This is a genomic window from Corallococcus sp. AS-1-6 (assembly GCF_020037015.1).
Taxonomy (GTDB): Bacteria; Myxococcota; Myxococcia; order Myxococcales; family Myxococcaceae; genus Corallococcus.
On the sequence record NZ_JAIQDE010000008.1, the window covers coordinates 1 to 24,679 of the forward strand.

Consider the following 24,679-nt stretch of genomic DNA (forward strand, 5'->3'; position numbering starts at 1 on the left):
CTCCGTTTCGACGGGCCTGCCTGCTCGGCTGCACCTATGTCTTTGATTCTGCTTTGCTTTTCGCCGCCGCGTTAAACAGACGCGGATGGTCGTTCGAGGGAGGCACTACGCCATCAGAGACATTCGCTCCCTCCCCACACGAAGCAAGGAGGATCAGCGCTGCAATGAGCAAAGGACGAGCAGGCACAATGTGCTCCAAGCATTGAAATTCGGTCCACATCCCGGTTCGCGCATTATCCCCGCTTCAGATGGATGGTGGAAGCGGAGCTGGAGTGGCTCAGCAAAATCGGGCACTTACGTTTTGAACCTGAGGCAATAACGAGTGGGGGCAATTGGGTGACGGGACCACTGAAAGCGGACGGAACCATCTGGGCCTGGGGGCAGAACAATTACGGCCAACTTGGAGACGGCACCACCATGGACCGTGCGACTCCGGCGCAGGCTCCAGGACTCACGAACGTCGCATCCCTGGCTGCGGGCAACGAACACTCGCTCACCGTGAAGCAAGATGGGAGCGTCTGGGGTTGGGGCTTCAATGGTTATGGATTGATTGACGATTCGAACACGGATGTCTTTGAACCCAAGCAGATCGCTGCACCAGGGGCCTGGAGCCTGACAGTTCATTGAACCAGCGGATCACTCCGCCATGAGGTTGAGCTTGAAGACGTTGTCCTGCCCGGCCTTCACCTCGAAGGACCGCGTCACGTCCTTGCCCAGCTCCTTGTTCACGACGCGCACCTGATGCACGCCCTCTGTCGCCGCCACGGCGGCGAAGGGCGTCTGTCCCAGGGGCTTGCCGTCCAGGGACACCATGCCGAACGGACGGACGCGGAACTCCACCCTGCCCTTCGGGAGTTCGCGACGGACCGGGGTGGCCACGCGGCTGACCGGCAGCGTGGACGTGCTGGCCACCACGGGCTTCGCGACGACCGTGGGGCGCGGAGCCGGCACCACCTCCGCCACCACGCCCGCGTCTCGCACCTCGGAGGCGCTCTCCGTCGCGGGCTTCACTTCTGCCACGACAGCAGGAGTGCCGCTGTCCACCGTCTCGGCGGCCACCGGTTCCACGCGCGTCGCCGGAACGACAGGGGTCACCTTCGGCTCCCGCGGCTTCACGGGGGCATTGTCGTTCTGAGCAACCGGCGTGGGCGTACTCACAGGCGCGGCGGGCTTCTCCCCCTTCCCCAGGAGCGCCAGTCCCCCAGCGAGCCCCACCACGCTCACCGCCACCATCACGCCCACCAGCTTCCGCCTGGGCGAGCGCACCGCTCCCGCGAGCACGGGCTGCTCGGAGGCAGCCCCCTTCGAGACCTTCGGAGGCGGCGCCCCGGACTCCCGCAGCAGGCTCCCCGCTGACGGCGTCGCGGGGTCCGTCGCCGCGTCGAACCGGCTCGACGGCATGTCGTGTCCGGAGGCGGTGACGGCGGGCGCCTCCATCGAGGAGCGCGAGGCCAACGGCTCCCACGCCGTGCCTGCGCGATGGGGCATGGGCGTCGTCGCCGCTTCCACCACGGGCGCCAAGGGCGCCGTCACCCGCCCCTTCGCGGGCGTGGCCGCCGGGGGCGTGGTCTCCACCCCCTCCATCACCTGCGCCACCAGCCGGGCAATCTGGTACGCGCCCACGGGCTCGCCCAGCGACAGCACGAAGCGCTCCAGGTCCGCCTGGAACGCGCGGCAGTCCGGGTAGCGCTGCTCCCGGTCCTTCGCGAGCGCCTTCTCCAGGATGCGCTGCATCGCCTCCGGCAGGTCCGGCCGGCGCTGCACCGCGGGCACGAAGGGCTCGAAGAGGATGGCCTGCATCATGCTCACGTCCGTCGTCGCCTCGAAGGGGCGCTTCCCGGTGAGCAGCTCGTAGAGCACGATGCCCAGCGCGTACACGTCCACGCGCCCATCCATGGGCCGGGCCTGCAGCTGCTCCGGCGGCATGTACGCGACCTTCCCCTTCACCACGCCCGTCGCCGTGCGGTGACTCTGCCCCGCCACCTTCGCGATGCCGAAGTCCACCACCTTCACCGCGCCCTGCCGCGACACCAGCACGTTCTCCGGAGAGATGTCCCGGTGCACCAGCCCCAGCGGCGCCCCCGTCTCCGGGTCCGTCAGCTCGTGCGCGAACGCCAGCCCCTCCGCCGCGGCGGCCACCATCTTCGCGCACACGCCCGGGGGCAGCGGCTGCTTCAGCTCCGTGGAGCGCTTGATGAGCCGGCGCAGCGTGGGCCCGTCGATGTACTCCATCGCCAGGAAGTAGCTGCCGTCCACCTCGCCGAAGTCGAAGATCTGCACCACGTTCGGGTGGTCCAGCCGGGCGGCCAGTTGCGCCTCGCCCAGGAACATCTCCACGAACGCCTCATCCTCCGCCAGGTGCGGCAGGATGCGCTTGAGGACCAGCGTCTTCTCGAACCCCCGGGGCCCCGCCGCCTTCGCGAGGAACACCTCGGCCATGCCTCCCGAGGCGAGTTTCCGCACCAACTGGTACTTCCCCAATTGCATGGACCCAAAGCTTTCCCATGGTTCACTGGAAAAGTGAAACCCGCCGCGCGACCGAGCGTCTGGCGGCATGAGCAAGCCACCAGGACGTTTGACCCTGACGCGACGTGCTCCGTAGGATCCGCCCTCCCATGCCTCCCAAGGCCATTGGTCCCTACCGCGTGCTGGAAACGCTCGGCAGTGGCGGGGCCGGGACCGTCTATCGGGCCCTGGACCGCCGCAGCAACGACGAGGTCGCGCTGAAGCTCCTGTCGACGGGTGGCCCGTCGCTGGACGACCGCGCGGCCCGGAGGCTCGCGCGCGAATTCGAGACGCTCGCGGACCTGGCCCACCCCAACGTGGTGAAGGTCTTCGAGGCCGGCGTCCACGCGGGCCAGCCGTACCTGGCCATGGAGCTCATCGAAGGGCTCACGCTGCGCCACTACCTGGACGTGAGCTTCAACGACCTGCACACGCCCACGCCCTCCAGCCGCTTCCCGCTCACCGTCCGCCGCACCGCGGACGACGACTTCGGCAGCGAGGACGGCCCGGACGACGAAGCGGACGACGCCAGCGAGGACGACGGCACCTTCGACCTCAACGCCTTCGCGGAGGAGGCCCCCAGCGAGGACCTGGCCAGCTTCCACGGCGCCGGGGAGGACGACTCGGACTCGGGCGGGATGCCCGTGGTGGACCCGCGCCGGGCCGCACCGCGCGCGCCGCCGCCCCCTTCCCGCCCCGCCACGCCGAAGATGGCGGACCTCAACCGTCCGGAGCGCATGGGCAAGCTGAAGGACGCCATGCTCCAGGTGTGCGAGGCGCTGGCGTACATCCACGGCCACGGGCTGGTGCACCGCGACCTGAAGCCGTCCAACATCATGGTGGATGACGACCGCCAGGTGCGGCTGATGGACTTCGGCCTGGCCAAGTTCCTCGCGGACGACGCGGGCATCACCGCGGACGGCAAGCTGGTGGGCACGTACCGCTACATGGCCCCGGAGCAGATCCTGGGCGAGCCGCTGGATGGGCGCTCGGACCTGTACAGCCTGGGCGTCATCCTGTACGAGCTGATGAGCGGGCGTCCGCCGTTCGACGCGAAAACGCCGCACGAGCTGTGGCGTCAGGTGCTGGAGACGGAACCTCCGCCGCTGCTCGCGCTCAACCTGCATGGCGACCCGCAGTTGGCGCGGGTGGCCCATCGCCTCATCCGCAAGGAGCCGGACGACCGGTTCCAGACGGCCGAGGAAGTGTACGAGGCCCTCTCCGAGTGACCACGACGACGACGCACACCCTCACCGTGGACGCCACCCAGGCGGGCCAGCGGGTGGACCTGTTCGTGGGCGAGGCCCTGGGCCTGTCCCGCGCGCGCCTGAAGCGCCTCTTCGAAGAAGGCCAGGTGCGCGTGAATGGCCGCCCCGCCAAGAAGGGGCTCACCGTCACCGAGGGCCAGCAGGTCGCCGTGACGGTGGAGGAGGCCCCGCGCGAGGCCGTGCCCGACACGGACTTCCCGCTCGTCGTCCTGCACGAGGACGCCGCCCTGCTCTTCGTGGACAAGCCCGCCGGCCGCCCGTCCCACCCCCTGCAGCCGGGAGAGACGGGCACGGTGGCCAACGCCCTGGTGGCGCGCTACCCGGAGGTCGCGCAGGCGTCCCAGGACCCGCGCGAGGGCGGCCTGTGCCACCGGCTGGACGTGGAGACGTCCGGGGTCCTGGTGGCGGCCCGCACGCGCGAGGCCTGGACCGCCGTGCGTGAGGCCTTCAGCCACCGCGCCGTGGACAAGCGCTACCTGGCCCTGGTGACGGGCCCGCTGGCGGACGAGGGCGAGGTGGAGGTGCCGCTGCGCCACCACCCGCGCCACCCGGACCGCGTGGAGCCGGCCCCCTACGGCGCCGAGGACGCCCGCGAGGCGCTGTCCCACTTCCGGGTGCTGGCCCGGTCCGGGGACTCCAGCCTGGTGGAGGTGAAAATCCTCACCGGCGTGCTGCACCAGGTGCGCGCGCACCTGGCGGGCGTGGGCGCGCCCATCGTGGGGGACGCGCTCTACGGGGGCCGCGAGGCGCCGGAATTGGGGCGGTTCTTCCTGCACGCCCGCTCGCTCACCGTGCCGCACCCGGTGACGAAGGAGCCCGTGAAGGTGGAGAGCCCGCTGCCGCCGGACCTGGTGGCGGAGCTTTCGCGCCACGGGCTGCCGTGGCCGGTGGCCGGTTAGTCGCCCATCACCTTGACGATGACGCGCTTGCGGCGCTGCCCGTCGAACTCCGCGTAGAAGACCTGCTGCCACGGGCCCAGGTCGAGCTTGCCGGCGGTGATGGGGATCAGCACCTGATGGTGGACGAGCATGGACTTCAGGTGCGCGTCGCCGTTGTCCTCGCCGGTGCGGTGGTGGCGGTAGTCGGGGCCGTGGGGCGCCAGGTGCTGGAGCCAGTCCCAGATGTCCTCGTGGAGGCCGGGCTCGTCGTCGTTGACGAAGACGCCCGCGGTGATGTGCATGGCGGACACCAGCACCATGCCCTCCTGGACGCCGCTCTTCTTCACCAGGGAGGCCACGGTGTCCGTGAGGCGCACCAGCTCGCGCCGGGCCTTCGTCTCGAACCAGAGGTATTCGGTGAGGGTCTTCATGGCTCGCACTGTCAGAGGGGACCACTAGAGTGACTCACGCCATGCGAGCCATCCTCCACGTGGACATGGACGCCTTCTATGCGTCCGTCGAGCAGCGCGACAACCCGTCCCTGCGGGGCAAGCCGGTCATCGTTGGCGGGCATGCACAACGCGGCGTGGTGGTGGCCGCGTCGTATGAAGTCCGCCCCTTCGGCGTGCGCAGCGCCATGCCCATGGCGCGGGCGGTGAAGCAGGCGCCGCACGCCATCGTGGTGAAGCCGCGCTTCTCCGCGTACGCGGAGGCCAGCGAGCAGGTGTTCGCCATCTTCGAGCGGTACACGCCGCTGATTGAGCCCCTGTCGCTGGACGAGGCGTTCCTGGACGTCACGGCGTCGGTGGGGCTGTTCGGCGCGGCGGCGGACATCGCGAAGCGGATCCGCAAGGAGATTGCCCACGAGTTGAACCTGCCGGCGTCCGCGGGCATCGCCACGGCGAAGTTCGTGGCGAAGATCGCCTCCGACCTGGCGAAGCCCAACGGCCAGCGCGAGGTGCGCCCGGAGGAGACGGTGGCGTTCCTCGCGGGGCTGCCGGTGTCGCGGCTGTGGGGCGTGGGGCCCAAGACGGAAGAGGCGATGAAGCGCGCGGGGCTCGTCACCATCGGGGACGTGGCGGCGCGGGACGTGGACTGGCTGGAGCAGCGCTTCGGCGCGGCGAGCGCGAAGCACCTGTGGGAGCTGTCGCACGGCATCGACGCACGGGACGTGGTGCCGGACCGGGCGGCCAAGAGCGTGGGCGCGGAGGACACCTTCGACGAGGACCTGACGGGCCCGGAGGCGCTCAAGCCGCACGTGCACGCGCAGGCCCTGCGGGTGGCCCGGCGGCTGCGCAGAGCGTCGCTGAAGGGGCGGGTGGTGCAGCTCAAGCTGAAGTTCTCGGACTTCACGCTCATCACCCGGCGCACCACGCTGCGAGAGGCCACGGACGACGGGCAGGTCATCTACCGCGCGGCGCTGGAGCTGCTGGAGCGCGCGCACGAAGGCAAGGCGCTGCGGCTCACCGGCGTGAGCGTGCAGTTGGACGAGGACGAGCCGCAGTTGGGGCTGTTCCCGGCGGCGGCGCCGAAGTCGTCGAAGTTGAACGAGGCGATGGACCGCATCGCGGCGCGCTTTGGCAGCAAGGCCATCACCATGGCGGACATCGCGGGGGCGGAGGCGTCGGATGACGACCAGCACCGCTCCGAGAAGCCGGTGGACAAACCGAAGCGGTAGCGGGCCCCCGGGCCCGGAGCACCTGAGCGCCCCAGCCCTGTCGCTGCGCCGTCACGGCGGGGACGACGCGGCAGCGCCTCCAGAAACGAAACGGGCCGGAGCACCGAAGCGCCCCAGCCCTTTCGCTGCACCCGGCTGCTACGGGAGCGCTATCCCTCGCCCGCGTCGGAACCGGACGAGGCGCTGGAACCACCGCCCTCCCCGCTCCCGCTGCCGGAACGGCGGCGACGGCGGCGACGGCGCTTGCGGCGGGGCCCATCCGCGTCCGCTCCGTTGCCCGCTCCGGCGCGCGGCGGCGGCACCTCTCCGGCCTGCCACGCCTCCAGCGCCTCGCGCCCTTCGCCCGTGGCCTCCACCGTCATCGCGTAGACGGCCAGCGCCTCGTTGAAGAGCGGGTGGCGGCGGAAGGCGCCCGTCTTGCGGCGGCGCTCCCCGGACAGCGTGCGCTGCATCAGCAGCAACATGCGGCAGCGCTCGGCGATGCGGCGCGGCAGCCTCGCGGACTCCACGAAGCCCGCCAGCAGGTCCTCGATGACGCGCGACACCGACGCGCGGCCCTCGTCCTGCGACTCCTCCGGCGGCGGCTGCGCGCGGCTGATGGGCACCAGCAACGTGGCCAGCAGGATGGCGTCGTCCAGCACCTCGCCCGCCGACACGCGCTTATCCAGCGCCTGCGCGAAGGCGTAGAAGGTCTTCTCCCCTTCCTTCCCGTGCTCGCGCAGGTACGCGTCCACCGGCGGCAGCAATATCTTCAGCGCGTCCAGCGCCGCCAGCAGCTTCAGCGCCGGGGCGGACACGCCGCCGCGGATGAGCCGGAACGTCTCCTCCAACAGGCGCGCGGGCGCGCAGCGCGGCAGGTCCTCCACCGCGCCCTCCATCGCCGCGTACGTGCGCGACTCGATGTCCAGGTCCAGCTTCGCCGCGAAGCGCACCGCGCGCAGGATGCGCACCGGGTCCTCGCGCATGCGGATCTCCGGGTCGCCAATCGTCCGGATGAAGCGCTCATCCAGGTCGCGCCGGCCGCGCACGTAGTCGATGACCCGGCCTTCGCTCGCGTCGTAGAACAGGCCGTTGATGGTGAAGTCGCGGCGGCGCGCGTCCTGCTGCGCGGTGCCGAAGACGTTGTCGTGCGTGATGAGGAGGTCCTCGCCGCTCTGCCCCTCCTCCACCCCCGCCGCCGGCTCCAGCTCCGTCGGGTTCGCGCGGAAGGTGGACACCTCCACGATCTTCCCGCCCTTGAAGTAGACGTGCGCCAGCCGGAAGCGCCGGCCGATGAGCCGGCAGTTGCGGAAGATGGCGCGCACCTCGCCCGGGTGGGCGCTGGTGGCCACGTCGAAGTCCTTGGGCTTCTTGCCCAGCAGCAGGTCGCGCACGCAGCCGCCCACCAGGTACGCCTGGTGGCCGTGCTGGTGCAGCCGCAGCACCACCTTGAGCGCGTCCGGATCCATCTCGTCCGGGTCGATCTCCGCGGGCTCGCCCGTGCGGGTGGTGGTGGGCGCCTGCAGCTCCGGCTCGTTCGCGGCGGGCTCCGGCTCCGGCTCCAGGATGACGGCCTCGGGCTCCTCGGCCTCGTCACCCGCCTCGGCGGCGGCCTGCGCGTCCTCCGCCTCCGCGGCCTTCAGGGCCTCGGTGGCGGCGCGGATTTCATCGCTGACCTCGGGGCCGGCGTCCTCGGTGTCGTCATCGTCGTCGAACCCGTCGTCCTCCGCGGCGTCCGCGGCGTAGGGGGGCTCGGAGGGGGCCGGGGCGGCCCGGGAAGGGGTTTCGTGCTCGCTGAGGTGCTCGGCGGAGTCCGCGGGCACCTGGGCTTCGGTGCGCTCGCCGCGCTCCTCGGAGCCCGTCAGGTCCAGGGGGGAAGACATGGAAAGTACCTCGTGCGCGGACCCGGAAGCCGTGTCCGCTGCCGCCTCGAAGGAGGCCTCTCCGCGCGCGTCGTCTCCGGGCGCGGCTGGCAGCGTTCCGCCATGGGGCGGGGGATGGGTCGGGTCTCGCGTCATTCGCCTCGGAAGGGCAGCCGTCTAGCACGCATCCTCCCACCCATGGGGGTCGCGGCTAAGGACATTCTTCAGGGACGTCGGGGGTCCACCCGGGGCCCCCTGCCCGCCCGCCGTGCGCCCGCTGCCCGTGGGAGGCGCCTCCACTGGATAACACCGGGTCCGGGCCGAACCCCGGCCGCCACGGGCCCCTCACGCTGGAGGGGCCGCAAGGCAGGCAGGCGGCCGGGCCCGGGGGGCAGGACGCCTCAGGTGGGCGGCTTCAGGGTGCGCCCCTTGTGGGTCCGGGGCAGCGCGTGGGAGATGAGCGACACGTAGTCCACCGCCTGCACGCGCGGCGGGGGCGGCTGCGTGCCCAGCGCGGCCAGGCGCTTGCTGAACGCGGCCAGGATGTCCGGCATGGGGCGCATGGCCTTGAGCAGCGCGTTGGGGCCCTCCATCGCCTGGGACAACGCGATGGCCGCCTGCTGCAGCGGCAGCCCGCGCCGCAGCAGGTCCTGGAACGAGTTCGACAGCGTGATGATGTTGTGCCCCGCCGTCTGCACCATCTCCACGGCAATCTTGAGCACCTGCGGCGCCGTGAGGTGGCCGTCCGCCAGGAGCACCAGCGCCGCCTGGAAGTAGTTGAAGATGGGCACCACGCGCGGGCCGTAGGGCGTGAAGTGCGCGGGCGGCGTCAGCTTGTCCAGGTGGATGAAGATGCGCCGCACCGGGTCCGCGATGGGAATCTTCTTCCACGCCTCGTGCACCCGCGCGGCGTCGTCCGGGTACACCCCGCCCGCCTCCAGCACCTGGGACAGCACGCGCTCGTCCACCCGGCCCGCGATGAGGTCCGCGTAGAGCGAATAGATGAACGCGTCGGCCTCCGCGTCGTCGCCGAAGAGGACCTCTTCGGCCTCCACCGGCGCGTTGACGCGGCTCTCCAGGATGGCGGGCAGCTTGTAGCCCACCTGGCCGCGCAGGGCCCGGAAGCGCCCGCGCAGGAGGTTGCCCACGTTGTCCTTGAGGACGAACTCGTCCCACTGGACGCCGTCCAGCTTGAGCTTCTCCTCCAGCACCGCGCGCATCTGCTTGGGGCTGCCGGACACGATGCACAGCCGCGAGTCCCCCTGCTCCGCCAGCTCGCGGATGAGGGCGGACGCACCGGGCACGGCGACCTTCTCATGGGCCTTCTGGAACGCCGTGCGGAACAGGTCGCGCAGCGACTCGAAGTCCGTCTGGAGGTACGTCTTGTCCAGGTCCCACCGGTAGATGCGGCGCGGGGGGCGCGGGTCGATGCGGTCCGGCAGGCTCACTTCGCCAGGCCCTCCTGGATGGCGGTGCCCAGCTCGTTCGCCACCGCCTTCGCGGCCACCTTGCCCGCGTTCGCGATGGCGCGCGCCTTGGAGCGGCCGTGCGCCTTGATGAAGATGCGGTCGAACCCCAGGATGGGCGCGCCGCCGTACTGCTCCCAGTCCGTGATGTCCTTCAGCCGCTCGATGCCGGAGGACAGCATGGCCAGGCCCGCGCGCCAGCGCAGGCTCTCCTTGTAGGCGTACTGGGCCAGCTCCATCACCGTGTCGTGCACGCCCTCCAGCATCTTCAGGCACACGTTGCCCACGAAGCCGTCCGTGACAATCACGTCCACCGTGCCGCGCGGGATGTCGATGCCCTCCACGTTCCCCGTGAAGTTGAGCCCCGGCATCTGCGACAGCCGCTGGTGCGCCTCCACCACCCGGGGCGGGCCCTTCTGCGGTTCCACACCGTTGGACAACAGCGCCACCTTGGGCCGCTCGTTGCGGGAGATGATGCGCGCGTAGGCGGAGCCCATGACGGCGAACGCCACCAGGTCCTCCGCGGTGGCCTCCACCGTGGCGCCCACGTCGAGGATGAGGCTGAACGGGTCCTGCTTCGCGCCTCTCACGCCCCGCGTGGGGTACACCGTGGCCAGGGCCGCGCGGCGCACGCCGGGGATGAGCTGGAAGTGGCGCTTGCACGCGAGCACGCCCGCGCCCGTGTTGCCCGCGGAGACGAGCGCGTGCGCCTCCCCCTCCGCCACCAGCCGGGCGGCCACCGCCACGGAGGACTCCGGCTTGCGCGCCAGCGCCTCGCCGGGCTTCTCGTCCATGCCCACGTAGTCGCCCGCGTGGTGCACGGAGATGCGCTCCCCGTTGTGCTTGATGCCCGCCAGGGCCTCGTCGATGACCGGCCGGTCCCCCACGAGCAGCGCGTGGATGTGCGGAGACTCCAGCGAAAGCTGGGCGGCGCCTCGCACCACCTCCGCCGGGCCGTGATCGCTCCCCATCACGTCGAACGCGATGGTGATGTGCTGCGGCTTGCCCACCATGGTCCCCATCCTATGAGCTTTGCTCCGCGCCTGCTCCCGACATTCGCACCTGTGTCACCAACGACAGTGCCAAAAGTCCACCCAGCGCCACCAGCACCGCGCCCGTCCCATAAGGCGCCGTCGGGCCCAGTCGTGTGAAGAGCAGGCCGCCCAGCGCGGGCCCCACGATGCGGCCCAGGGAGCCGGACGCCTGGTAGGCCCCCAACACCGCCCCCTGGCGCTCCATGGGCGCGTGCAGGGACACCAGCGCGGACAGGCACGGCGTCACCAGCGCGGAGCCCACCGCCAGCAGCCCCATCACCGGGAACAGCCACCCATACGACGGCGCCACGGGCAGAAGGGCCAGCCCCGCCGCCGTCAGCCCGAAGCCCACCACGGCCACCGGGGCCTCCCGCCCTCCCCTGCCCCCCGGGGCACCTTCCGCCCCTTGGCCCGGCGCGCCATGCCCCGCGGACACCAGCCGGCGCACCAGCCCGCCCTGCACCAGCGCGGACAGAACGCCCACCACCGCGAAGAGCGCCCCGGAGCGCAGGCTCGCCTCCTTCAGGACGGCCGCGTCCGGATGCACCGCGTGCACCAGCCACCCGCCCTCCAGCGGCACCGGCCCGGTGGAGAGGAAGCGCGTCAACAGGTAGACGGAGAAGGTGCCCTCCATCTGCGCGAAGGCCACCGTGTAGAGCAGCACCAGCACCACGCACCGGCCCACGACGGGCAGCGTCAACACGGAGGCGGCGCCCCGCATGCTGCGCGTCGTGGCGGACGGCGAGTCCGCCCTGCGCGTCTCCGGCAGGAAGAACCAGGTGTTGAGCAGGTTCAGCGCGGACAGTCCCGCCGCGAACAGACCGATGGCCAGGTTGCCGCCCCACGCCCCCAGCACGCCGCCCAGCGCGGGCCCCAGCACGAAGCCCAGGCCGAACGCCGCGCCGATGATGCCCATGCCCCGCGCGCGCTCATGGGGCTTCGTGATGTCCGCCACCACCGCCTGCGCCGTGGACACGTTGCCGCCGGACACCCCGTCGATGACGCGGGACAGGAACAACAAGGGCAGCGTGTGCGCGAAGGCGAACAGCACGTAGCCCACCAGCGAGCCCACCTGGGAGATGAGCAGCACCGGCCGCCGGCCGAACCGGTCCGACAGCCGCCCCATGATGGGCGCCGCCACCAACTGCATCAGCGAGTACACCGCGACGAGCAGCCCCACCGCGAAGGGGGAAGCGCCAAAGCGCACGCCGTACACGCCCAACTGCGGAATCAGGATGCCGAACCCGATGAGGTCCAGGACGGCGATGCCGAACACCACCCGCAGCGACGCCTCCCGAGCCAACTTCACACTCCCTCGTCCCTTCGAGGGACCGTTGGAAAAAACAAGACCGCCGGAGCGCGCGCAACGGGCGCTCCGGCGGCCGGGAACAATCCCACTCTCGGCGGAAGGCGTCTACATCGCCTCGGCGGACTGGATTTGACGGTTGGCCGTGTCGCGCTCGATGCAGCCCTTGGTCATCGTGTACTGGTACGTGCCCAGCTCGTCACGCCAGTACTCGCCCTCGTAGGGCCAGTAGAGCTGATCGTCCGCCACGGCCACGGAGTACTTGTACTTCTTGACGATGGCCGTGCGGCCGCCCGCCTTGAGCTGCTCCTCCAGGAACTCCTTCTCCTTGGTGGTCGTCTCGAACTTGATGCGCAGGCCGTTGGCCAGCAGCAGCTTGAGCGCGCCCAGCTCCGACTCCAGCTTGCCCTTGGCCATGATGCCGGCCTTGGAGATGAGGCTGGTGCGCTGGACCTTGAGCTCCTCCAGCAACTGCTTGGTCAGCTCCGAGTACTTGAACGTGTCGCCCTTGTTGCCGAACAGGTCCATCTCACCCTCGAGCTCCAGGATGGAGTCGTTGGTCTTCTTCAGGTCCTGATCCGTGAGGGCCAGCCGCAGGATGCGCTCCAGGATGACGTCCGTGCCGTTCTTCTCCAGGCCGTCCTTGTTCTTCTTCTGCACGTCCGCGAGCACCGTGTAGTACTCGGAGGCCTCCATGTTCTTCTTCACCAGCCCGTCCAGCTCGTCGTGCACGGGCAGGTAGGTGCGCTCGAAGTCCTGGAGGATGAGGTTGGACTCCCGGTAGCGGCAGTTCTCGTAATAGATGACCGCCTTCAGGATGAGCGCCTCCGGGAAGTACTCCTCGCGGAAGAAGGGCGACGACAGGGTGATGAGGTTGCCCAGCGCCTGCTCGTACTGGCCGATGCGGTAGTTGGCCCAGGAGGACTCGAAGAGGGCCTCCAGCCACTGCGTGTTCCCGCGCTCCACCTTGTTCAAATAGAAGATGGAGAAGCGGTTCTGCTGCATGCCGTAGTGCGTGCGGGCCAACTGCATGAAGGCCAGCTCGCGCAGCGACTTGTCCAGCTTCGCCGCCTCGCCGGTGCGGCCCGCCTGGGGACGGGTGAGGCGCACCACTTCCTTCATGGCCTCCACGGACGCCATGACGTCCGTGTTGCCGCGCTTGGCCGCCGCGTCCTTGTGGGCCGTGCCGTTGCGGAAGAAGGCCAGGCCCTCCAGGTACTTCGCGCGCGGGTAGAACGCGTCCGTGCGCGGGATGGTCAGCGCCAGGCGCTTCACCTCTTCGAAGGACTTGTCCGCGTTCTCCGTCTGGCCCACCTGATCCAGCGCGCGGCCACGCACGAAGTGGTAGCGCGCCAGCAGGTAGCGGAACTCGTTGCGGAACTTCTCCGGGAACTCGTAGTTCGCGTACCGGGCGATCTCATCCAGGATGACCGTCTCGTTCTGCGTCTTGCGGCTGATGAAGAACAGCCACTCCAGGCTCGTCTTGAAGAACTTCGTGGACGGGCCCGCGGCGAGGATCTTGGAGAACTCGCCCAGCGACGAGTGGTACAGCCCCATGCGGTACAGGGACTTGGCGAGCACGTAGCGCGCCTCCACGTGCAGGCCCTGGAGCTTGGGGTCCCCCAAAAGCTCGTGGGCCGCCATCGCGGACTTCTCGTACTCGTCGTTCTTGAACAGGCTGATGGCCGCGTCCAGGCGCTGGCGGTCCGCCGTCTTGCCGGACACGTCCACCGCGTCGAAAGTCATGGTGGGCGCGGGCGGCTTGTCGTTGTCACCCGTGAGGTCCAGCCCCAGGCCGGGGCTGCCCTGCGCGGCCGGCTTCGCGGCCGGCGGGGGCTTCGCGGCGGGCGAGGCCGGGGTGGCCGTGGGCGCGGGCGTCGTCGTCACGGCGGCGGGCGGCGTGGCGGGGTTGCCCACGGGCGCGGAGGACTCGTCCGCGCTCGCGTCCGCGTCCTCGGCCGGGACGGCCGCCTTGCCCTTGCCGCGCTTGGCGCTGGTCTTCTTCTTGGAGGAGGCCTTCGAAGAGGCCCCCTTCTTCTTCTTCTTCGACTGGCCCGCCAGATCCAGCCCTTCGAAGGACTGGGCCAGCGTGGGGGCCGTGTACGCGAGCGTGAGCCCGAGGACGGCGAGGCGGAGGAACCGGTGGGTGCGCATGAGTCTCAGGAACCGGAGGGGAAGAAGAAGGACAGGCCCAGCTCGAACAGGATCTGGTTGCGGAGGTAGTTGGGCGTGGGCTCCCGGCCCTTCTCCACGTAGATGATGTCGCGCAGCTCCGTGCGCAGCGTCATCCACCGGTTGAAGAAGAAGCGCAGGCCGACGCCCACGTTGCCGCCGCCCGTGAGGTACGACTTGCTGCCCGCGACGGGCGAGCCGTCCGCCAGCGACTCCGCCGGACCCTTGTACTGGACGACGGACGCGCCCACGACGCCGTACATGTCGAAGTGGACGAACTTCTCCGCCAGCAGCGACAGCTTTCCGTAGATGGGCGCCCACTGGACGTCCACGCCGCCCATCAGCGTCATCTGGCCGGGCGCGTACCCGTCCAGCTCGCCCTTGGAGGGCGCGCGGCAGCCGCGGGTGTCACCGCCCTCGCCCGGCGTGAAGGTGCAGATCTGCGCGGAGCCCGCCACGGAGTTCAGCGCGTAGCCGCCGCGCAGGCCCACGCCCAGCGTCTCCATGGGGAAGTAGGTGACGGTGCCGCCGAAGAGGTACTTCTTGAAGAACGCGTCGCGGATGGTGATGGACGCGGACGGGCTGACCTCGAAGCGGCCCTTCTTGAGGAACATGTGGCCGGACACCGGCCGGATGCGCTCGCGCAGGGGCCCCAGGGCGTCCTTGTCCACCTCGGACACGTCGCCGGCCTCCTCCTCCTGGGAGGTGGCGGGCGGGTTGGAGTTGGCCGCGGTCTTCGGGGCCGGGGCCGCCGGGGCCGGAGCAGGCGTGGCCGGAGCCGCGGCGGCCGGAGCGGGCGCGGGGGCCTGGTCGGCGGCGGCGAGCGCGGGCACGCCCGCGCACAGGGTCAGCAGCAGACGGAAGGCGGGCTTCATTCGGACTCCCTCCCCGTCGACTTGAGGGGCAGGAAGATGGAGATGCCCGCGTTGAGGGTCATGACGTTCTGGAGGGCGCCCTTGCTGCTGCCCAGGGGCTGGTCCACGTAGGAGGTGTTGATGAGGGCCACGTTGACGGCCAGGTAGTCCTTGGTGACGAAGCGCATGCCCAGGCCCAGGTCGAAGGCCGGGTTGAGGCCGCGGTCCGGCAGCGCGGAGGTCTCCGTCCTCACCACGCCCATGCCGCCCAGCAGGTAGCCGTCGAAGTGGAGGATGGAGTTGAGGAAGGACACCTTGCCGTAGAGCGGCGCCCACTCCAGGTCGCCCATGGCCGACCAGTTCGGCACGGAGCTGTAGATCTTGCTGTTGAAGGTGCGCTTCGCCGTGCGGACGTCATCCGAGGGAATCACCTGGATGAGCGAGCCACGCGCGGAGATGGCCAGCGTGTCCGACAGGTACCAGGCCGCGCGCAGCGAGCCGCCGAACTTCGAATAGAACGGGTCGTTCACGGAGAGGCTCACGAACGGTGAGATCTCCAGGCGGTTCTTCTTCAGGTAGACCTTGCGCTGAACGCTCTTCACCCGGTCGTCCTGGGTGATGTCCGTGAGCGGCATCAGCGCTTCGACCGGGATGTCCTTCGCCGGGGCGGCGGCAGGCGGCGACGCGGGACGGGCTTCCTCGTCCGGCGGCGGCGTGGGGTTCTCTTCGGGTGGCTTGGCCTGGGAGTCCTCGGTCAGATCGAGGCCCATGCCTTGCTGGTTCTGGGCGGGGGCCAGCGCGGGCCACATCAGGCTCAGCGCAAGCAGCAGCGTGGGGCGGTTCAAGTCCGGGCGCTCCGTGGGGGGAGGGAACGTACTGCCACCGGAAGGCAGCATGACATCAGCCGCTCCATCCTATCGGCCGTATTCCCAACCATCAACCGGCAGAATGCGCCTGCCTCCTCTGTATTCCTCCCGTATCGCTTCACAATTCCACTGTCCTCACGCCCCGCGGGTCAGGGGTTGGCGCGAAGAAGCGGTGTGCTACCGTTCACGGGTTCCGGGCGCCGTCCTCCCCCTGTCGCGCGCCCCGCTTCCATCCTTCCTAGAGGTCCCAAAGATGTTCGTGCGAACCGCGCTCTTCCTGTCCGCCGCCCTGATGCTGGGAGGCTGCGACGTCACCACCGAGCTGGGCAAGCCGTGCCAACTGGTGCGCAGGGCCACGGCCCAGGAGCAGGAGGCCCAGGGCCGCAAGTTCGTGGAGATCCAGGAGAAGGACATCGCCGTGGATCAGGACTTCATCTCCTTCGGTTCGCTGGACTGCGAGGACCTCGTCTGCGTCCGGGATGATCAGAGCCCCCGCAGCGACAACCCGGAGGCGTTCGCCCTGGGCTACTGCAGCAAGGAGTGCGTGCAGGGCACCACGACGGGCTGCGAGATCACCCGCACCGTGGGCGACGTGGAGGAGGGCCTCAAGGAGCGCATGACGTGCCGCCCCCTGCTGCTGGACCAGGACACGCTGGACGCCATCAAGGTCGCCGACGAGACCTTCTACCGGCGCACCTTCGGCGAGAACAACTCGCCCTACTTCTGCGCGGGCGCCGTCCCGGCGGCCCAGGGCAACTGAAGTCCGGACTGAACAGTCGCCTCGCGCGAAAGGGTTAGACCTTTTCGCGCCCCCCGTTCGTAAAGGCAGGGCCCGCGTTTCAAACGCCTCTGGAGCCCTGCCATGAATCGTACGGTCCTGTTCCTCGCCCTGGCTGGTGGCCTCGCCCTCACCGCGCTGGTGCTGGGCATGCCCCGCGGGGGCGGCCTTCCGCCCACGCCGCACGTCGCCGTGACGCCGCCCGCGCCTCCCCTGCCCGTCCCGCCGCCGGGGCCGCGCGCGTCCTCGGGCAGCCTCCAGGTGACGAGCCGGCTGTCGCACCCGTACGTGCCGGTGGGCCCCTCGGAGACGTACGTGACGGTGGACCTCACCGGCGCGGAGGTGCCCGGAGCCCGGCGCACCCCGGTGAACCTGGCGGTGGTCATCGACCGGTCCGGGTCCATGAGCGGCTACAAGCTCCAGCAGGCGAAGCAGGCCGCGCGGCACCTGGTGTCGCTCCTGCGCGACGAGGACCGGCTGGCCATCGTGCACTACGGCAGCGACGTGAAGAGCCTGCCGTCCCTGCCGGCCACCGCGGGCAACCGCGAGCGGATGCTCCAGTTCATCGACGGCATCTGGGATGACGGCGGCACCAACATCAGCGCGGGCCTGTCCGTGGGCCGCACGCAGTTGGCGTCCGCCATGGGCGGCGCGGCCACCGTGAACCGCCTCATCCTGATGAGCGACGGCCAGCCCACCGAGGGCGTGTCCGACGAGGAGGGGCTGAAGAACGTGGTGCGGGAGATCCGCGCCTCCGGCATCACGGTGAGCTCCATTGGCGTGGGCACGGACTTCAACGAGGACCTGATGCAGGCCTTCGCGGAGTACGGCGCCGGCGCGTACGGCTTCCTGGAGGACGCGAGCAAGCTGTCCACCCTCTTCCAGCGCGACCTGCAGCAGGCCACCACCGCGGTGGCGCGCAACGTGGAGCTGTCCTTCGAGCTGCCCCCGGGCACCAAGCTGGAAGAGGTCCTGGGCTACCGCGCGCACCAGGCCGGCAACACCGTGCGCGTGGCGCTGCCGGACTTCTCCGCGGGCCAGACGGAGCGCGTGGTGGCGCGCCTCCACGTGACGGGCACCGCGCCGGGCCAGTCCGTGCAGGTGGCGGGGCTGAAGGTCGCGTACACGGACCTGCTGGTGCAGAAGAACGTGGAGGACCAGTCCACGCTGGCCGCGGTGGCCACCGACGTGCGGGAGGAGATCGTCCAGCGCCAGGACAAGGAGGCCACGGTGTACGCGGCCCGGGCCCGCAGCGCGCAGAACCTCCAGAAGGCCGCGGAGGCCATGAGCCAGGGCCGGAAGGACGAGGCCAAGGGCTACCTGTCCCAGAACCAGGCCCTCTTCGAGGAGGCGGGCGCAGTGGCGGGCGCGGCGGCGGTGGCGGCGGATCAGGCCGAGCAGAGCCGCGCGATGCAGGAATACGACGACGCGGACTCGTACGAAGCCCAGAAGGCCGCCGTGAAGAACAGCAAGGTGAAGGCGCTCAAGAGCTTCGGGCGCATGGGCTCGACGTACTGAGTGTCGGGGACAGGGCGTGCGAGGGGGCACCGCCCGCCCCCCTGCCCGCCCGCCATCGCGTCGTCACATCTTCGCGGTTGACCTCCGGAATCGCGTGGCCCTATCTCCGCGTTCTTCCAGGCTTCACCCCCTGGAAGCAGGGCGCACTGGAGGCGCGGACACGTATGGCGGCGAGCGCGAGCACCCCGTGGGTCGGGGTCATCATGGGCGGCAAGAGCGACCTGGAGCACCTGCAACCGGCGATCGACATCCTCGCCGAGCTGCGCATCCCGCACGAGGTGCGCATCGTGTCCGCGCACCGCACGCCGGACTGGATGATGGAGTACGCGTCCAGCGCGGAGGGGCGCGGGCTGTCCGTCATCATCGCCGCGGCGGGCGGCGCGGCGCACCTGCCCGGCATGGTGTCCAGCAAGACGCTGCTGCCGGTGCTGGGCGTGCCCATGCCCACCACGGTGCTGTCCGGCTTCGACGCGCTGCTCTCCATCGTGCAGATGCCCAAGGGCGTGCCGGTGGGCACGCAGGCCATTGGCAAGCCGGGGGCCGCCAACGCGGCGCTGCACGCGGCGGCCATCCTGGCGCTGAAGTACCCGGAGCTGCGCGAGCGGCTGGCCGCCTGGCGCAAGGCCCGCACGGACGAGGTGCTGGCGCAGCGCGAGGTGGCGGGATGAGCGGCCCCATGGTGCTTCCGGGTGGGACGCTGGGCATCCTGGGCGGCGGCCAGTTGGGGCGCATGATGGCGCTCGCGGCGCGCACGCTGGGCTACCAGGTGCAGGCGTTGGATCCAGACTCGGCGTGCCCGTCCCGCTCCGTGGTGGACCGCTGCCTCACCGCGTCCTTCACCGACACGGCGGCGGCCGAGGACCTGGCGCGCCAGTGCGACGTGGTGACGCTGGAGATCGAGAAGGTGTCCCTGGCCACGCTCAACGCGGTGGCCCGGCACGCGCCCATGCGGCCCGGCGCCTCCGTGCTGGAGGTGGTGCAGCACCGCGGCCGGCAGAAGGCGTGGCTCGCGAAGGGCGGCTTCCCGCTGGGCCCGTGGCGCGAGGCGAACTCGGAGGCGGATCTGTCCGCGGCCATCACCGCGCTGGGCGGCAGGTGCTTCATCAAGTCCAGCGAGGGCGGCTACGACGGGCGCGGCCAGTACGAGGTGAAGTCCGCCTCCGAGGCGGGCGTCGCGTGGAAGGAGCTGGGCGAGCGCTCCGTGGTGGTGGAGGCCGCGCTGGACCTGGAGGCGGAGCTGTCCGTGCTGGTGGCGCGCGGGCCGGATGGTCAGCTCGCGGTGTACCCGCCCGCGTTCAACCACCACGAGGAGCGCATCCTCGCGTGGTCCCTGCTGCCGGGGCCGCTGCCGCCGGCCGTGCTGACGCAGGCGTCGCAGGTGGCGCGCGACATCACCGCGGGCCTGAAGGTGGAGGGGCTGCTGGTGGTGGAGATGTTCCTGCTGGGTGACGGGTCGCTGCTCGTCAACGAGGTGGCGCCCCGCCCGCACAACAGCTTCCACTCCACGGAGGTGGCCTGCCTGACGAGCCAGTTCGAGCAGGCCGTGCGCGCGGTGTGCAACCTGCCCCTGGGCTCCGTGGAGGTGGTGCGCCCCGCGGCCATCGTGAACCTGCTGGGCGACCTGTGGTTGCAGGAGGGCGGGCCCCGGTTCGCGCAGGCGCTGGCGCTGCCCGGCGTCCGGCTGCACCTGTACGGCAAGCGCGACGCGCGCAAGGGGCGCAAGATGGGCCACCTGTCCGCCGTGGGCAGCACGCCCGAGGACGCGCTCCAGCGCGTGAAGGCCGCCGCCACGGCCCTGGGGATGTAGCGCGCATGAAGACGAACGCCGCCCGGCTCCTGGACTCGCTCGGCATCGCGTACCGCCTGCGCGACTACGACGTGGATCCGGACGACCTGTCCGCGGAGACGGTGGCCGCCAAGGTGGGCATGCCCGCGGAGCAGGTCTTCAAGACGCTGGTGGCCAAGGGCGACCGCACCGGCGTGTTGATGGCGGTGGTGCCGGGCAACGCGGAGCTGGACCTGAAGGCCCTGGCGCGGCTGTCCGGCGACCGCAAGGTGGACACCGTCCCCCTCAAGGAGCTGCAGCCGCTCACCGGCTACATCCGGGGCGGCGTCACCGCGCTGGGCGGCAAGAAGGACTACCCCGTCTTCGTGGATGAGACGCTGGAGCTGTTCGACGAGGTCGCCGTGTCGGCCGGGGTGCGCGGGACGCAGCTCGTCCTCGCTCCGGCGGACTACCTGCGCGTGACGAAGGGCAAGCCGGGACCCATTTCGCGTCCGAAGGCGTAGACCCTTTTCGCGAGCCGCGCGTTCGAAGGGACATTCCCGGCCCTTGGGGGCCGTTCCCGGGGTGTCCCGATGAATGCCGCCGTGTTGCAATTCCACCACCGCGAAGCCTTCGAGCACACCGTCACGCGCGCGCTGGCGGCGGGCGCCGGAGCGGGGCTCGTGCAGTGGGTGTCCCTGCGCGCGGGCATGCCGGTGCCGCTGACGTGGGTGGTGCCCGCGGCGGTGGTGCTGGCGTGCGCGCGCGGCGACCGCTGGGACCGGGGCCTCTTGAGCGGCCTGGGGTTGCTGCTGGTCGCGCTGCCGTATGGGCTGGGCCTGTCGCCCGCGTGGACCGTGGCCACCAGCGGCGCGGCCGCGGGCGCCCTGCTGGTGCGCTCCCGCCTCAACGACCTGGGTGAGGAGGGACAGGTCGCGGAGGCCCGCCCCACCCTCGTGCACTACGGCCTGGGCGCGGTGCTGGGCGCGGGGCTCACGCTGGCGGGCGGCGTGGTGGCGAACATCCTGTCGGCGCGGCTGGCGTCCGTGGCCACGCCCACGCTGCTGGCGGCGGCGGTGGTGGGCGGCATCGTGGGGCTCTTCGTGGGGCTGGGCGCCATCGCCGCGCACCTGGGGCTGACGGCGGATCCGGTGGAGGCGCGCGCGGAGGAGCTGCTGCCCCAGCTCTCCGGTGACTTCCTCACGCTGTCCGAGCGCGCGCTGTCCCTCTACCGTCAATGCGGCCAGTCCCTGGCGAAGCTGCCCCGCGAGCCCGCGCGCGAGGAGCTGGCCCGCACGCTGGCGCGCATCACCCGGGGCGCGGTGGAGGTGGCGTCCGAGTGGGCCGGCGTGGAGGCGCAGTTGGAGGAGCGCGCCGCCGCGGAGCTGCAGGCGGAGCGCGAGAGCCTGGAGCGCGGCGCTCGCGCGAGCACGGACATGGTGGCGCGCCGGCAGTTGGAGGCCGCGGCGGCGTCGCTGGCGGAGGAGGTGGAGCGGCTGGGGGACATGCGCCAGCGGCGCGAGCGCATCCTCGCGAGGCTGCGCGCGGAGGTGGCCCTGCTGGAGCGTGCGCGCGTGGCGCTCCTGTCCCTGCGCAGCGGTCAGGCCCAGTTGAAGGCGGCGGAGCTGGCCTCGCTGGCGCGCCGGTTCCGCGCCCTCTCGACCGCCCAGGGAGAGGAAGGCCAGGCGATGGACGCGGTCGCGGCCCAGGTCACGCTGACCCAGGTGGCGGCGGCGAACGTGGCCCCCGTCACCCCGGTGGATCCGTCACCAGCAGAATCCGAGGGCGCCAAGGTGCCGGAAATCCAGCGGATTCAAGGGGAATAGGACCTGGGGAGGCTGACGGGGCCCTCCCGCCCCGGGCCCTGGGGGGCGCCCGTGCCAAGCGTCCGTTTTCGATGCTGGCCCTGCCGGGTGGTCGGGGGGGACTGAAGCTTGCGCCGGAGCGCGGTACATTTCGGGGGCCATGAGCCTGCCCTCCCCCAGCAAGCCCGCACCACCACCGCCCTGGCTCTGGAACGGTGACGAGCCGAGGGTCGCCACCGTCTTCCAGCCCATCGTCGATCTGCTCAGCGGCGAGGTCCTCGGCCACGAGGTGCTGTCGCGAGGCCTGGGCCCGGTGGAGTCCCCCAACGAGCTGTTCCACCGCGCGCGGGTGGAGGGCTTCACCTTCGAGCTGGAGCGCGCGTGCTGGACCGCGGCGGTGCGCCGCATCGCCACGCTGCCGGAGACGCAGCGGCGCGGCCCGTTCTTCTTCAACGTCAGCCCGGACGTGCTGAGCGACGAGCGCTTTGGCGGCGCGTCCACGCTGGAGCTGCTGCGTCAGCACGGCCTGAGTCCCCAGCAACTGGTGCTGGAGATCACCGAGCGCAGCACGTTCGAGGACACGGAGCAGTTGCGCATGCTCGCGCGGCGGTACGCGGAGCAGGGCTTCGGCATCGCGCTGGACGACTTTGGCGCGGGGCACTCGGGCCTGGTGACGCTGGTGCACAGCGCGCCGGACTTCATCAAGTTGGACCAGGCGCTGGTGCGGGACATCCACCTGCACACGTACCGGCAGCACCTGGTGAAGTCGCTGGTGGCGTTCGCGCAGCGCGTGGACGCGGTGCTCATCGCCGAGGGCGTGGAGACCTGGAACGAATTGGCGGTCCTGCTGCGCCTGGGCATCCGGCACGCGCAGGGCTACCTGCTGGCCCGGCCCGTGAGCTCGCCGCAGCGGCCGGGCGCGGACTTCGCGGAGCGTTGCCGCGAGGCCATCCGCGCCCTGCACCACCGCGAGCACGAGGACGACGAGACGGTGGGCAGCATGATCATCCGCCCGCCGTGCGCGCCGGTGACGGCGCAGGCGGTGGAGCTGGACCGGCTCTTCCGCCGCACGCCCGGCGAGGACCACGTCGTGTTGCTGGACGGAGAGCAGCCTCGGGCGGTGGTGACGCGGCGCAACTTCTACGCGCGCTTCGGGGGGACCGCCGCCAGCACGGAGGCGGCGCTCCCGGACGGGCCGCGCGAGGCGCCGATGGTGGTGGAGGACGCGACGGCCATCACGGCGCTGGCGCGCATGGCGATGCGCCGCCCGCCCGAGACGGTCTACGACCCGGTGGTGGTGACGGACGCGAAGGGCCACTTCCTGGGCACGGTGACCATGAAGCAGCTCATCGCGCGGGCCTCGGACCTGGAGCAGCACGCGGCGACGGGCGCGCACCCGCTGACGGACCTGCCCGGCAGCCGGATGATCGAGCGGTGGATCCGCGCCGCGCTCCAGGGCCGCGCGTTCACGGTCATCTACGCGGACCTGGACCACTTCGAGGCGTACAACGACCGCTACGGCTTCCTCCAGGGCGACCGCGTCATCCGCTACACGGCGAGCGTCCTGTCGGAGTGTCTGCACCTGCTGCCGGAGGGCTCCAACCTGGGCCACGTGGGCGGCGACGACTTCGTGCTCGTGTGTCCGGACGCGGTGGCGCCGGAGGTGTTGCGCACGCTCTGCCAGCGCTTCGACGCGGAGAAGGTCCCGCTCTACGGGCCGGAGGACCTGCGGCGCGGGGGCTTCACGGCGAAGGACGCGGCGGGCAACACGGTGCCGGTGACGCTGAGCCTGGCGGCGGTGGACCACCAGGGGCTGTCCGCCCACCCGCACCCGGCGGAGCTGTCCGCCGTGGCCGCGTCCCTGCGCAAGCGGGTGAAGGCCGTCTCCGCGCAGACGCACACCAGCACGTTCCTGTTCCAGCCGGGCGCGGTGAAGTAGCCGGACCGCGCCCGCCGGGGCGTCACGGTGAGATGGGGAGCGTGCTCACGCCCTCGAACTCCGCCGTGCCGCCGCGGACGATGCCGTTCTTCTGGCACCAGCCGCCCGGCACCTCCAGCACGTACTGGCTGGGGATGCCCACGCCGCGGTTCGTCAGCGTGCGCGGCTCCGCGTTCTCGATGATGCCCACGACGCGGCCCTCGGACGTGATGAACAACATGTCCAGCGGGATGAGCGTGTTGCGCATCCAGAAGCCGCGCACCTCTTCATCCGGGAAGATGAAGAGCATGCCCTGCCCGGCCGGCAGCGACTTGCGCCACATGAGCCCGCGCGTGCGCGACTCGTCCGTGGCGGCCACCTCCACCTCCACGCGGTGCACACCACCGTAGGCATCCTTCAGCCGCACGTGCGCGCGCGGCAGGGTCGGCATCACGTAGTCCTCCGCCGACACGTCCCTGGACTTCGGACGCGCCGGTGCGGGCGCGGCGGTCTTCGGAGGCGCGGCGGGCGCTTCCTGACACGCGCCGCCCGCGAAGGCCAGCGCCGCCACCACGAACGTCAGGCGCGTCCGCGTCTTCATGAGGGGTGCTGGGGGTGCAGGGGCTTGTTGAGCAGCTTCTCGGTCAGCTCGGAGCCCAGGCTGTCCGACATGAGCCGCTCCACCAGCGTCTCGAAGTCCACGCGCTGGGACTCGCTGCTGTAGATGAAGCGGATGCCCATGCCGGGCTCCTCCGCGTCGGCCTTGGACCAGACGACCTCGCCCAGCAACTCGAAGGGTGCCTCGCGGTGCGGCACCGTCAGCTTGAAGAGGAAGCGCGTGCCAATGGGCAGCGGCTTCTTCGTCTTGATGAACGTGCCGCCCTTGCTGATGTTCTTCGTGTAGTCAGCGAAGAACGAATTGAGCTTCTTGTAGTCGACCTTCAGCTCGATGGGCGCACGACCGTGGGTGCGCAGTTCGGATCCGCTCTTCTGTTCGGACATGCGGCCGGGGAGTATAGGGGACGCC

The 24,679-nt window shown here is 70.8% G+C and carries 22 protein-coding genes; 11 read left to right on the forward strand and 11 right to left on the reverse strand.

The features are described from left to right. Window positions 1–252: 252 nt before the first annotated feature. The gene (locus tag K8612_RS13075) at window positions 253–627 is read left to right on the forward strand and encodes a hypothetical protein (protein WP_223762510.1); all 375 of its coding nucleotides are present in this window, start codon (window positions 253–255) and stop codon (window positions 625–627) included. Between the two features lie 9 nt (window positions 628–636). On the opposite strand, the gene K8612_RS13080 is transcribed toward K8612_RS13075, so the two are convergent. Continuing rightward, window positions 637–2,487 (reverse strand): serine/threonine-protein kinase, encoded by a 1,851-nt coding sequence (locus K8612_RS13080; RefSeq protein ID WP_223762511.1) that lies wholly within the window; start codon window positions 2,485–2,487, stop codon window positions 637–639. Between the two features lie 128 nt (window positions 2,488–2,615). On the opposite strand from K8612_RS13080, the gene K8612_RS13085 reads away from it, so the two are divergent. Together K8612_RS13085 and K8612_RS13090 are read left to right on the forward strand one after the other, a co-directional pair. After that, window positions 2,616–3,734 carry a serine/threonine-protein kinase gene (locus tag K8612_RS13085; protein ID WP_223762512.1) on the forward strand — a complete coding sequence of 373 codons (1,119 nt, stop codon included), beginning with the start codon at window positions 2,616–2,618 and terminating at the stop codon, window positions 3,732–3,734. Further along, entirely contained in the window at window positions 3,731–4,672 is a 942-nt protein-coding gene (locus K8612_RS13090) for an RluA family pseudouridine synthase (protein WP_223762513.1), read from the forward strand. The genes K8612_RS13085 and K8612_RS13090 overlap by 4 nt, the downstream gene beginning before the upstream one ends. Here K8612_RS13090 and K8612_RS13095 read toward each other — a convergent pair. Then, complete coding sequence (locus K8612_RS13095) at window positions 4,669–5,082, reverse strand: secondary thiamine-phosphate synthase enzyme YjbQ (RefSeq protein ID WP_223742682.1); 414 nt, start codon at window positions 5,080–5,082, stop codon at window positions 4,669–4,671. The genes K8612_RS13090 and K8612_RS13095 overlap by 4 nt on opposite strands. Window positions 5,083–5,123: 41 nt before the next feature. Between K8612_RS13095 and K8612_RS13100 the strand changes: the two genes are divergently transcribed. Next, window positions 5,124–6,329: a DNA polymerase IV gene (locus K8612_RS13100; protein ID WP_223742683.1), complete on the forward strand. Its 1,206-nt coding sequence runs from the start codon at window positions 5,124–5,126 to the stop codon at window positions 6,327–6,329. 149 nt (window positions 6,330–6,478) lie between these two features. Here the strand turns inward: K8612_RS13100 and pcnB are convergent, their stop codons facing one another. From pcnB to K8612_RS13135, 7 genes are all read right to left on the reverse strand, one after another. Next, entirely contained in the window at window positions 6,479–8,191 is a 1,713-nt protein-coding gene (gene pcnB, locus K8612_RS13105) for a polynucleotide adenylyltransferase PcnB (RefSeq protein WP_223742684.1), read from the reverse strand. A gap of 380 nt (window positions 8,192–8,571) precedes the next feature. Then, a complete protein-coding gene (locus K8612_RS13110) occupies window positions 8,572–9,618 on the reverse strand; it encodes a phosphatase domain-containing protein (RefSeq protein ID WP_223742685.1) in 1,047 nt (348 codons plus the stop codon). Then, window positions 9,615–10,649, reverse strand: a complete 1,035-nt coding sequence (gene plsX, locus K8612_RS13115; RefSeq protein WP_206792020.1) for a phosphate acyltransferase PlsX — start codon at window positions 10,647–10,649, stop codon at window positions 9,615–9,617. Before plsX ends, K8612_RS13110 begins: the two co-directional genes overlap by 4 nt. 10 nt (window positions 10,650–10,659) lie before the next feature. Next, the gene (locus K8612_RS13120) at window positions 10,660–11,973 is read right to left on the reverse strand and encodes an MFS transporter (RefSeq protein WP_223762657.1); all 1,314 of its coding nucleotides are present in this window, start codon (window positions 11,971–11,973) and stop codon (window positions 10,660–10,662) included. A 111-nt stretch (window positions 11,974–12,084) separates the two neighbouring features. Then, window positions 12,085–14,130 (reverse strand): adventurous gliding motility protein GltC, encoded by a 2,046-nt coding sequence (gene gltC / locus K8612_RS13125; protein WP_223762514.1) that lies wholly within the window; start codon window positions 14,128–14,130, stop codon window positions 12,085–12,087. A gap of 5 nt (window positions 14,131–14,135) precedes the next feature. Then, entirely contained in the window at window positions 14,136–15,023 is an 888-nt protein-coding gene (locus K8612_RS13130; RefSeq protein ID WP_223762515.1) for an outer membrane beta-barrel domain-containing protein, read from the reverse strand. Then, window positions 15,020–15,847, reverse strand: a complete 828-nt coding sequence (locus K8612_RS13135) for an outer membrane beta-barrel domain-containing protein (protein ID WP_223762658.1) — start codon at window positions 15,845–15,847, stop codon at window positions 15,020–15,022. The genes K8612_RS13130 and K8612_RS13135 overlap by 4 nt, the downstream gene beginning before the upstream one ends. 274 nt (window positions 15,848–16,121) lie before the next feature. Between K8612_RS13135 and cglC the strand changes: the two genes are divergently transcribed. The 7 genes from cglC to K8612_RS13170 all read left to right on the forward strand — a co-directional run bounded on the left by cglC (window position 16,122) and on the right by K8612_RS13170 (window position 23,673). Beyond that, window positions 16,122–16,628: an adventurous gliding motility lipoprotein CglC gene (gene cglC, locus K8612_RS13140; protein ID WP_223742690.1), complete on the forward strand. Its 507-nt coding sequence runs from the start codon at window positions 16,122–16,124 to the stop codon at window positions 16,626–16,628. Between the two features lie 102 nt (window positions 16,629–16,730). Then, a complete protein-coding gene (locus tag K8612_RS13145; RefSeq protein ID WP_223762516.1) occupies window positions 16,731–18,164 on the forward strand; it encodes a VWA domain-containing protein in 1,434 nt (477 codons plus the stop codon). A 164-nt stretch (window positions 18,165–18,328) separates the two neighbouring features. Next, entirely contained in the window at window positions 18,329–18,832 is a 504-nt protein-coding gene (gene purE / locus K8612_RS13150) for a 5-(carboxyamino)imidazole ribonucleotide mutase (protein ID WP_199738875.1), read from the forward strand. Continuing rightward, window positions 18,829–19,971, forward strand: a complete 1,143-nt coding sequence (gene purK / locus K8612_RS13155) for a 5-(carboxyamino)imidazole ribonucleotide synthase (protein ID WP_223762517.1) — start codon at window positions 18,829–18,831, stop codon at window positions 19,969–19,971. Before purE ends, purK begins: the two co-directional genes overlap by 4 nt. Before the next feature lie 5 nt (window positions 19,972–19,976). Beyond that, a complete protein-coding gene (gene ybaK, locus K8612_RS13160; protein ID WP_206791999.1) occupies window positions 19,977–20,453 on the forward strand; it encodes a Cys-tRNA(Pro) deacylase in 477 nt (158 codons plus the stop codon). Between the two features lie 81 nt (window positions 20,454–20,534). Next, a complete protein-coding gene (locus K8612_RS13165) occupies window positions 20,535–21,755 on the forward strand; it encodes a hypothetical protein (protein WP_223762518.1) in 1,221 nt (406 codons plus the stop codon). Between the two features lie 139 nt (window positions 21,756–21,894). Beyond that, window positions 21,895–23,673, forward strand: coding sequence for a bifunctional diguanylate cyclase/phosphodiesterase (locus K8612_RS13170; RefSeq protein WP_223762519.1), 1,779 nt, complete (start codon window positions 21,895–21,897; stop codon window positions 23,671–23,673). A gap of 22 nt (window positions 23,674–23,695) precedes the next feature. On the opposite strand, the gene K8612_RS13175 is transcribed toward K8612_RS13170, so the two are convergent. Next, window positions 23,696–24,253: a DUF192 domain-containing protein gene (locus K8612_RS13175; protein ID WP_223762520.1), complete on the reverse strand. Its 558-nt coding sequence runs from the start codon at window positions 24,251–24,253 to the stop codon at window positions 23,696–23,698. Beyond that, complete coding sequence (locus tag K8612_RS13180) at window positions 24,250–24,654, reverse strand: TIGR02266 family protein (protein ID WP_120528360.1); 405 nt, start codon at window positions 24,652–24,654, stop codon at window positions 24,250–24,252. The genes K8612_RS13175 and K8612_RS13180 overlap by 4 nt, the downstream gene beginning before the upstream one ends. Window positions 24,655–24,679: the final 25 nt, after the last annotated feature.

Coding starts and splice junctions, on each gene's coding strand:
- gltC (WP_223762514.1), bottom strand. CDS start 14,130: ATGCGCACCCACCGGTTCCTCCGCCTCGCCGTCCTCGGGCTCACGCTC.
- ybaK (WP_206791999.1), top strand. CDS start 19,977: ATGAAGACGAACGCCGCCCGGCTCCTGGACTCGCTCGGCATCGCGTAC.
- K8612_RS13145 (WP_223762516.1), top strand. CDS start 16,731: ATGAATCGTACGGTCCTGTTCCTCGCCCTGGCTGGTGGCCTCGCCCTC.
- K8612_RS13095 (WP_223742682.1), bottom strand. CDS start 5,082: ATGAAGACCCTCACCGAATACCTCTGGTTCGAGACGAAGGCCCGGCGC.
- plsX (WP_206792020.1), bottom strand. CDS start 10,649: ATGGTGGGCAAGCCGCAGCACATCACCATCGCGTTCGACGTGATGGGG.
- purE (WP_199738875.1), top strand. CDS start 18,329: ATGGCGGCGAGCGCGAGCACCCCGTGGGTCGGGGTCATCATGGGCGGC.
- K8612_RS13180 (WP_120528360.1), bottom strand. CDS start 24,654: ATGTCCGAACAGAAGAGCGGATCCGAACTGCGCACCCACGGTCGTGCG.
- K8612_RS13080 (WP_223762511.1), bottom strand. CDS start 2,487: ATGCAATTGGGGAAGTACCAGTTGGTGCGGAAACTCGCCTCGGGAGGC.
- K8612_RS13170 (WP_223762519.1), top strand. CDS start 21,895: ATGAGCCTGCCCTCCCCCAGCAAGCCCGCACCACCACCGCCCTGGCTC.
- K8612_RS13100 (WP_223742683.1), top strand. CDS start 5,124: ATGCGAGCCATCCTCCACGTGGACATGGACGCCTTCTATGCGTCCGTC.
- K8612_RS13075 (WP_223762510.1), top strand. CDS start 253: ATGGTGGAAGCGGAGCTGGAGTGGCTCAGCAAAATCGGGCACTTACGT.
- cglC (WP_223742690.1), top strand. CDS start 16,122: ATGTTCGTGCGAACCGCGCTCTTCCTGTCCGCCGCCCTGATGCTGGGA.
- K8612_RS13130 (WP_223762515.1), bottom strand. CDS start 15,023: ATGAAGCCCGCCTTCCGTCTGCTGCTGACCCTGTGCGCGGGCGTGCCC.
- K8612_RS13175 (WP_223762520.1), bottom strand. CDS start 24,253: ATGAAGACGCGGACGCGCCTGACGTTCGTGGTGGCGGCGCTGGCCTTC.
- K8612_RS13085 (WP_223762512.1), top strand. CDS start 2,616: ATGCCTCCCAAGGCCATTGGTCCCTACCGCGTGCTGGAAACGCTCGGC.
- pcnB (WP_223742684.1), bottom strand. CDS start 8,191: ATGTCTTCCCCCCTGGACCTGACGGGCTCCGAGGAGCGCGGCGAGCGC.
- purK (WP_223762517.1), top strand. CDS start 18,829: ATGAGCGGCCCCATGGTGCTTCCGGGTGGGACGCTGGGCATCCTGGGC.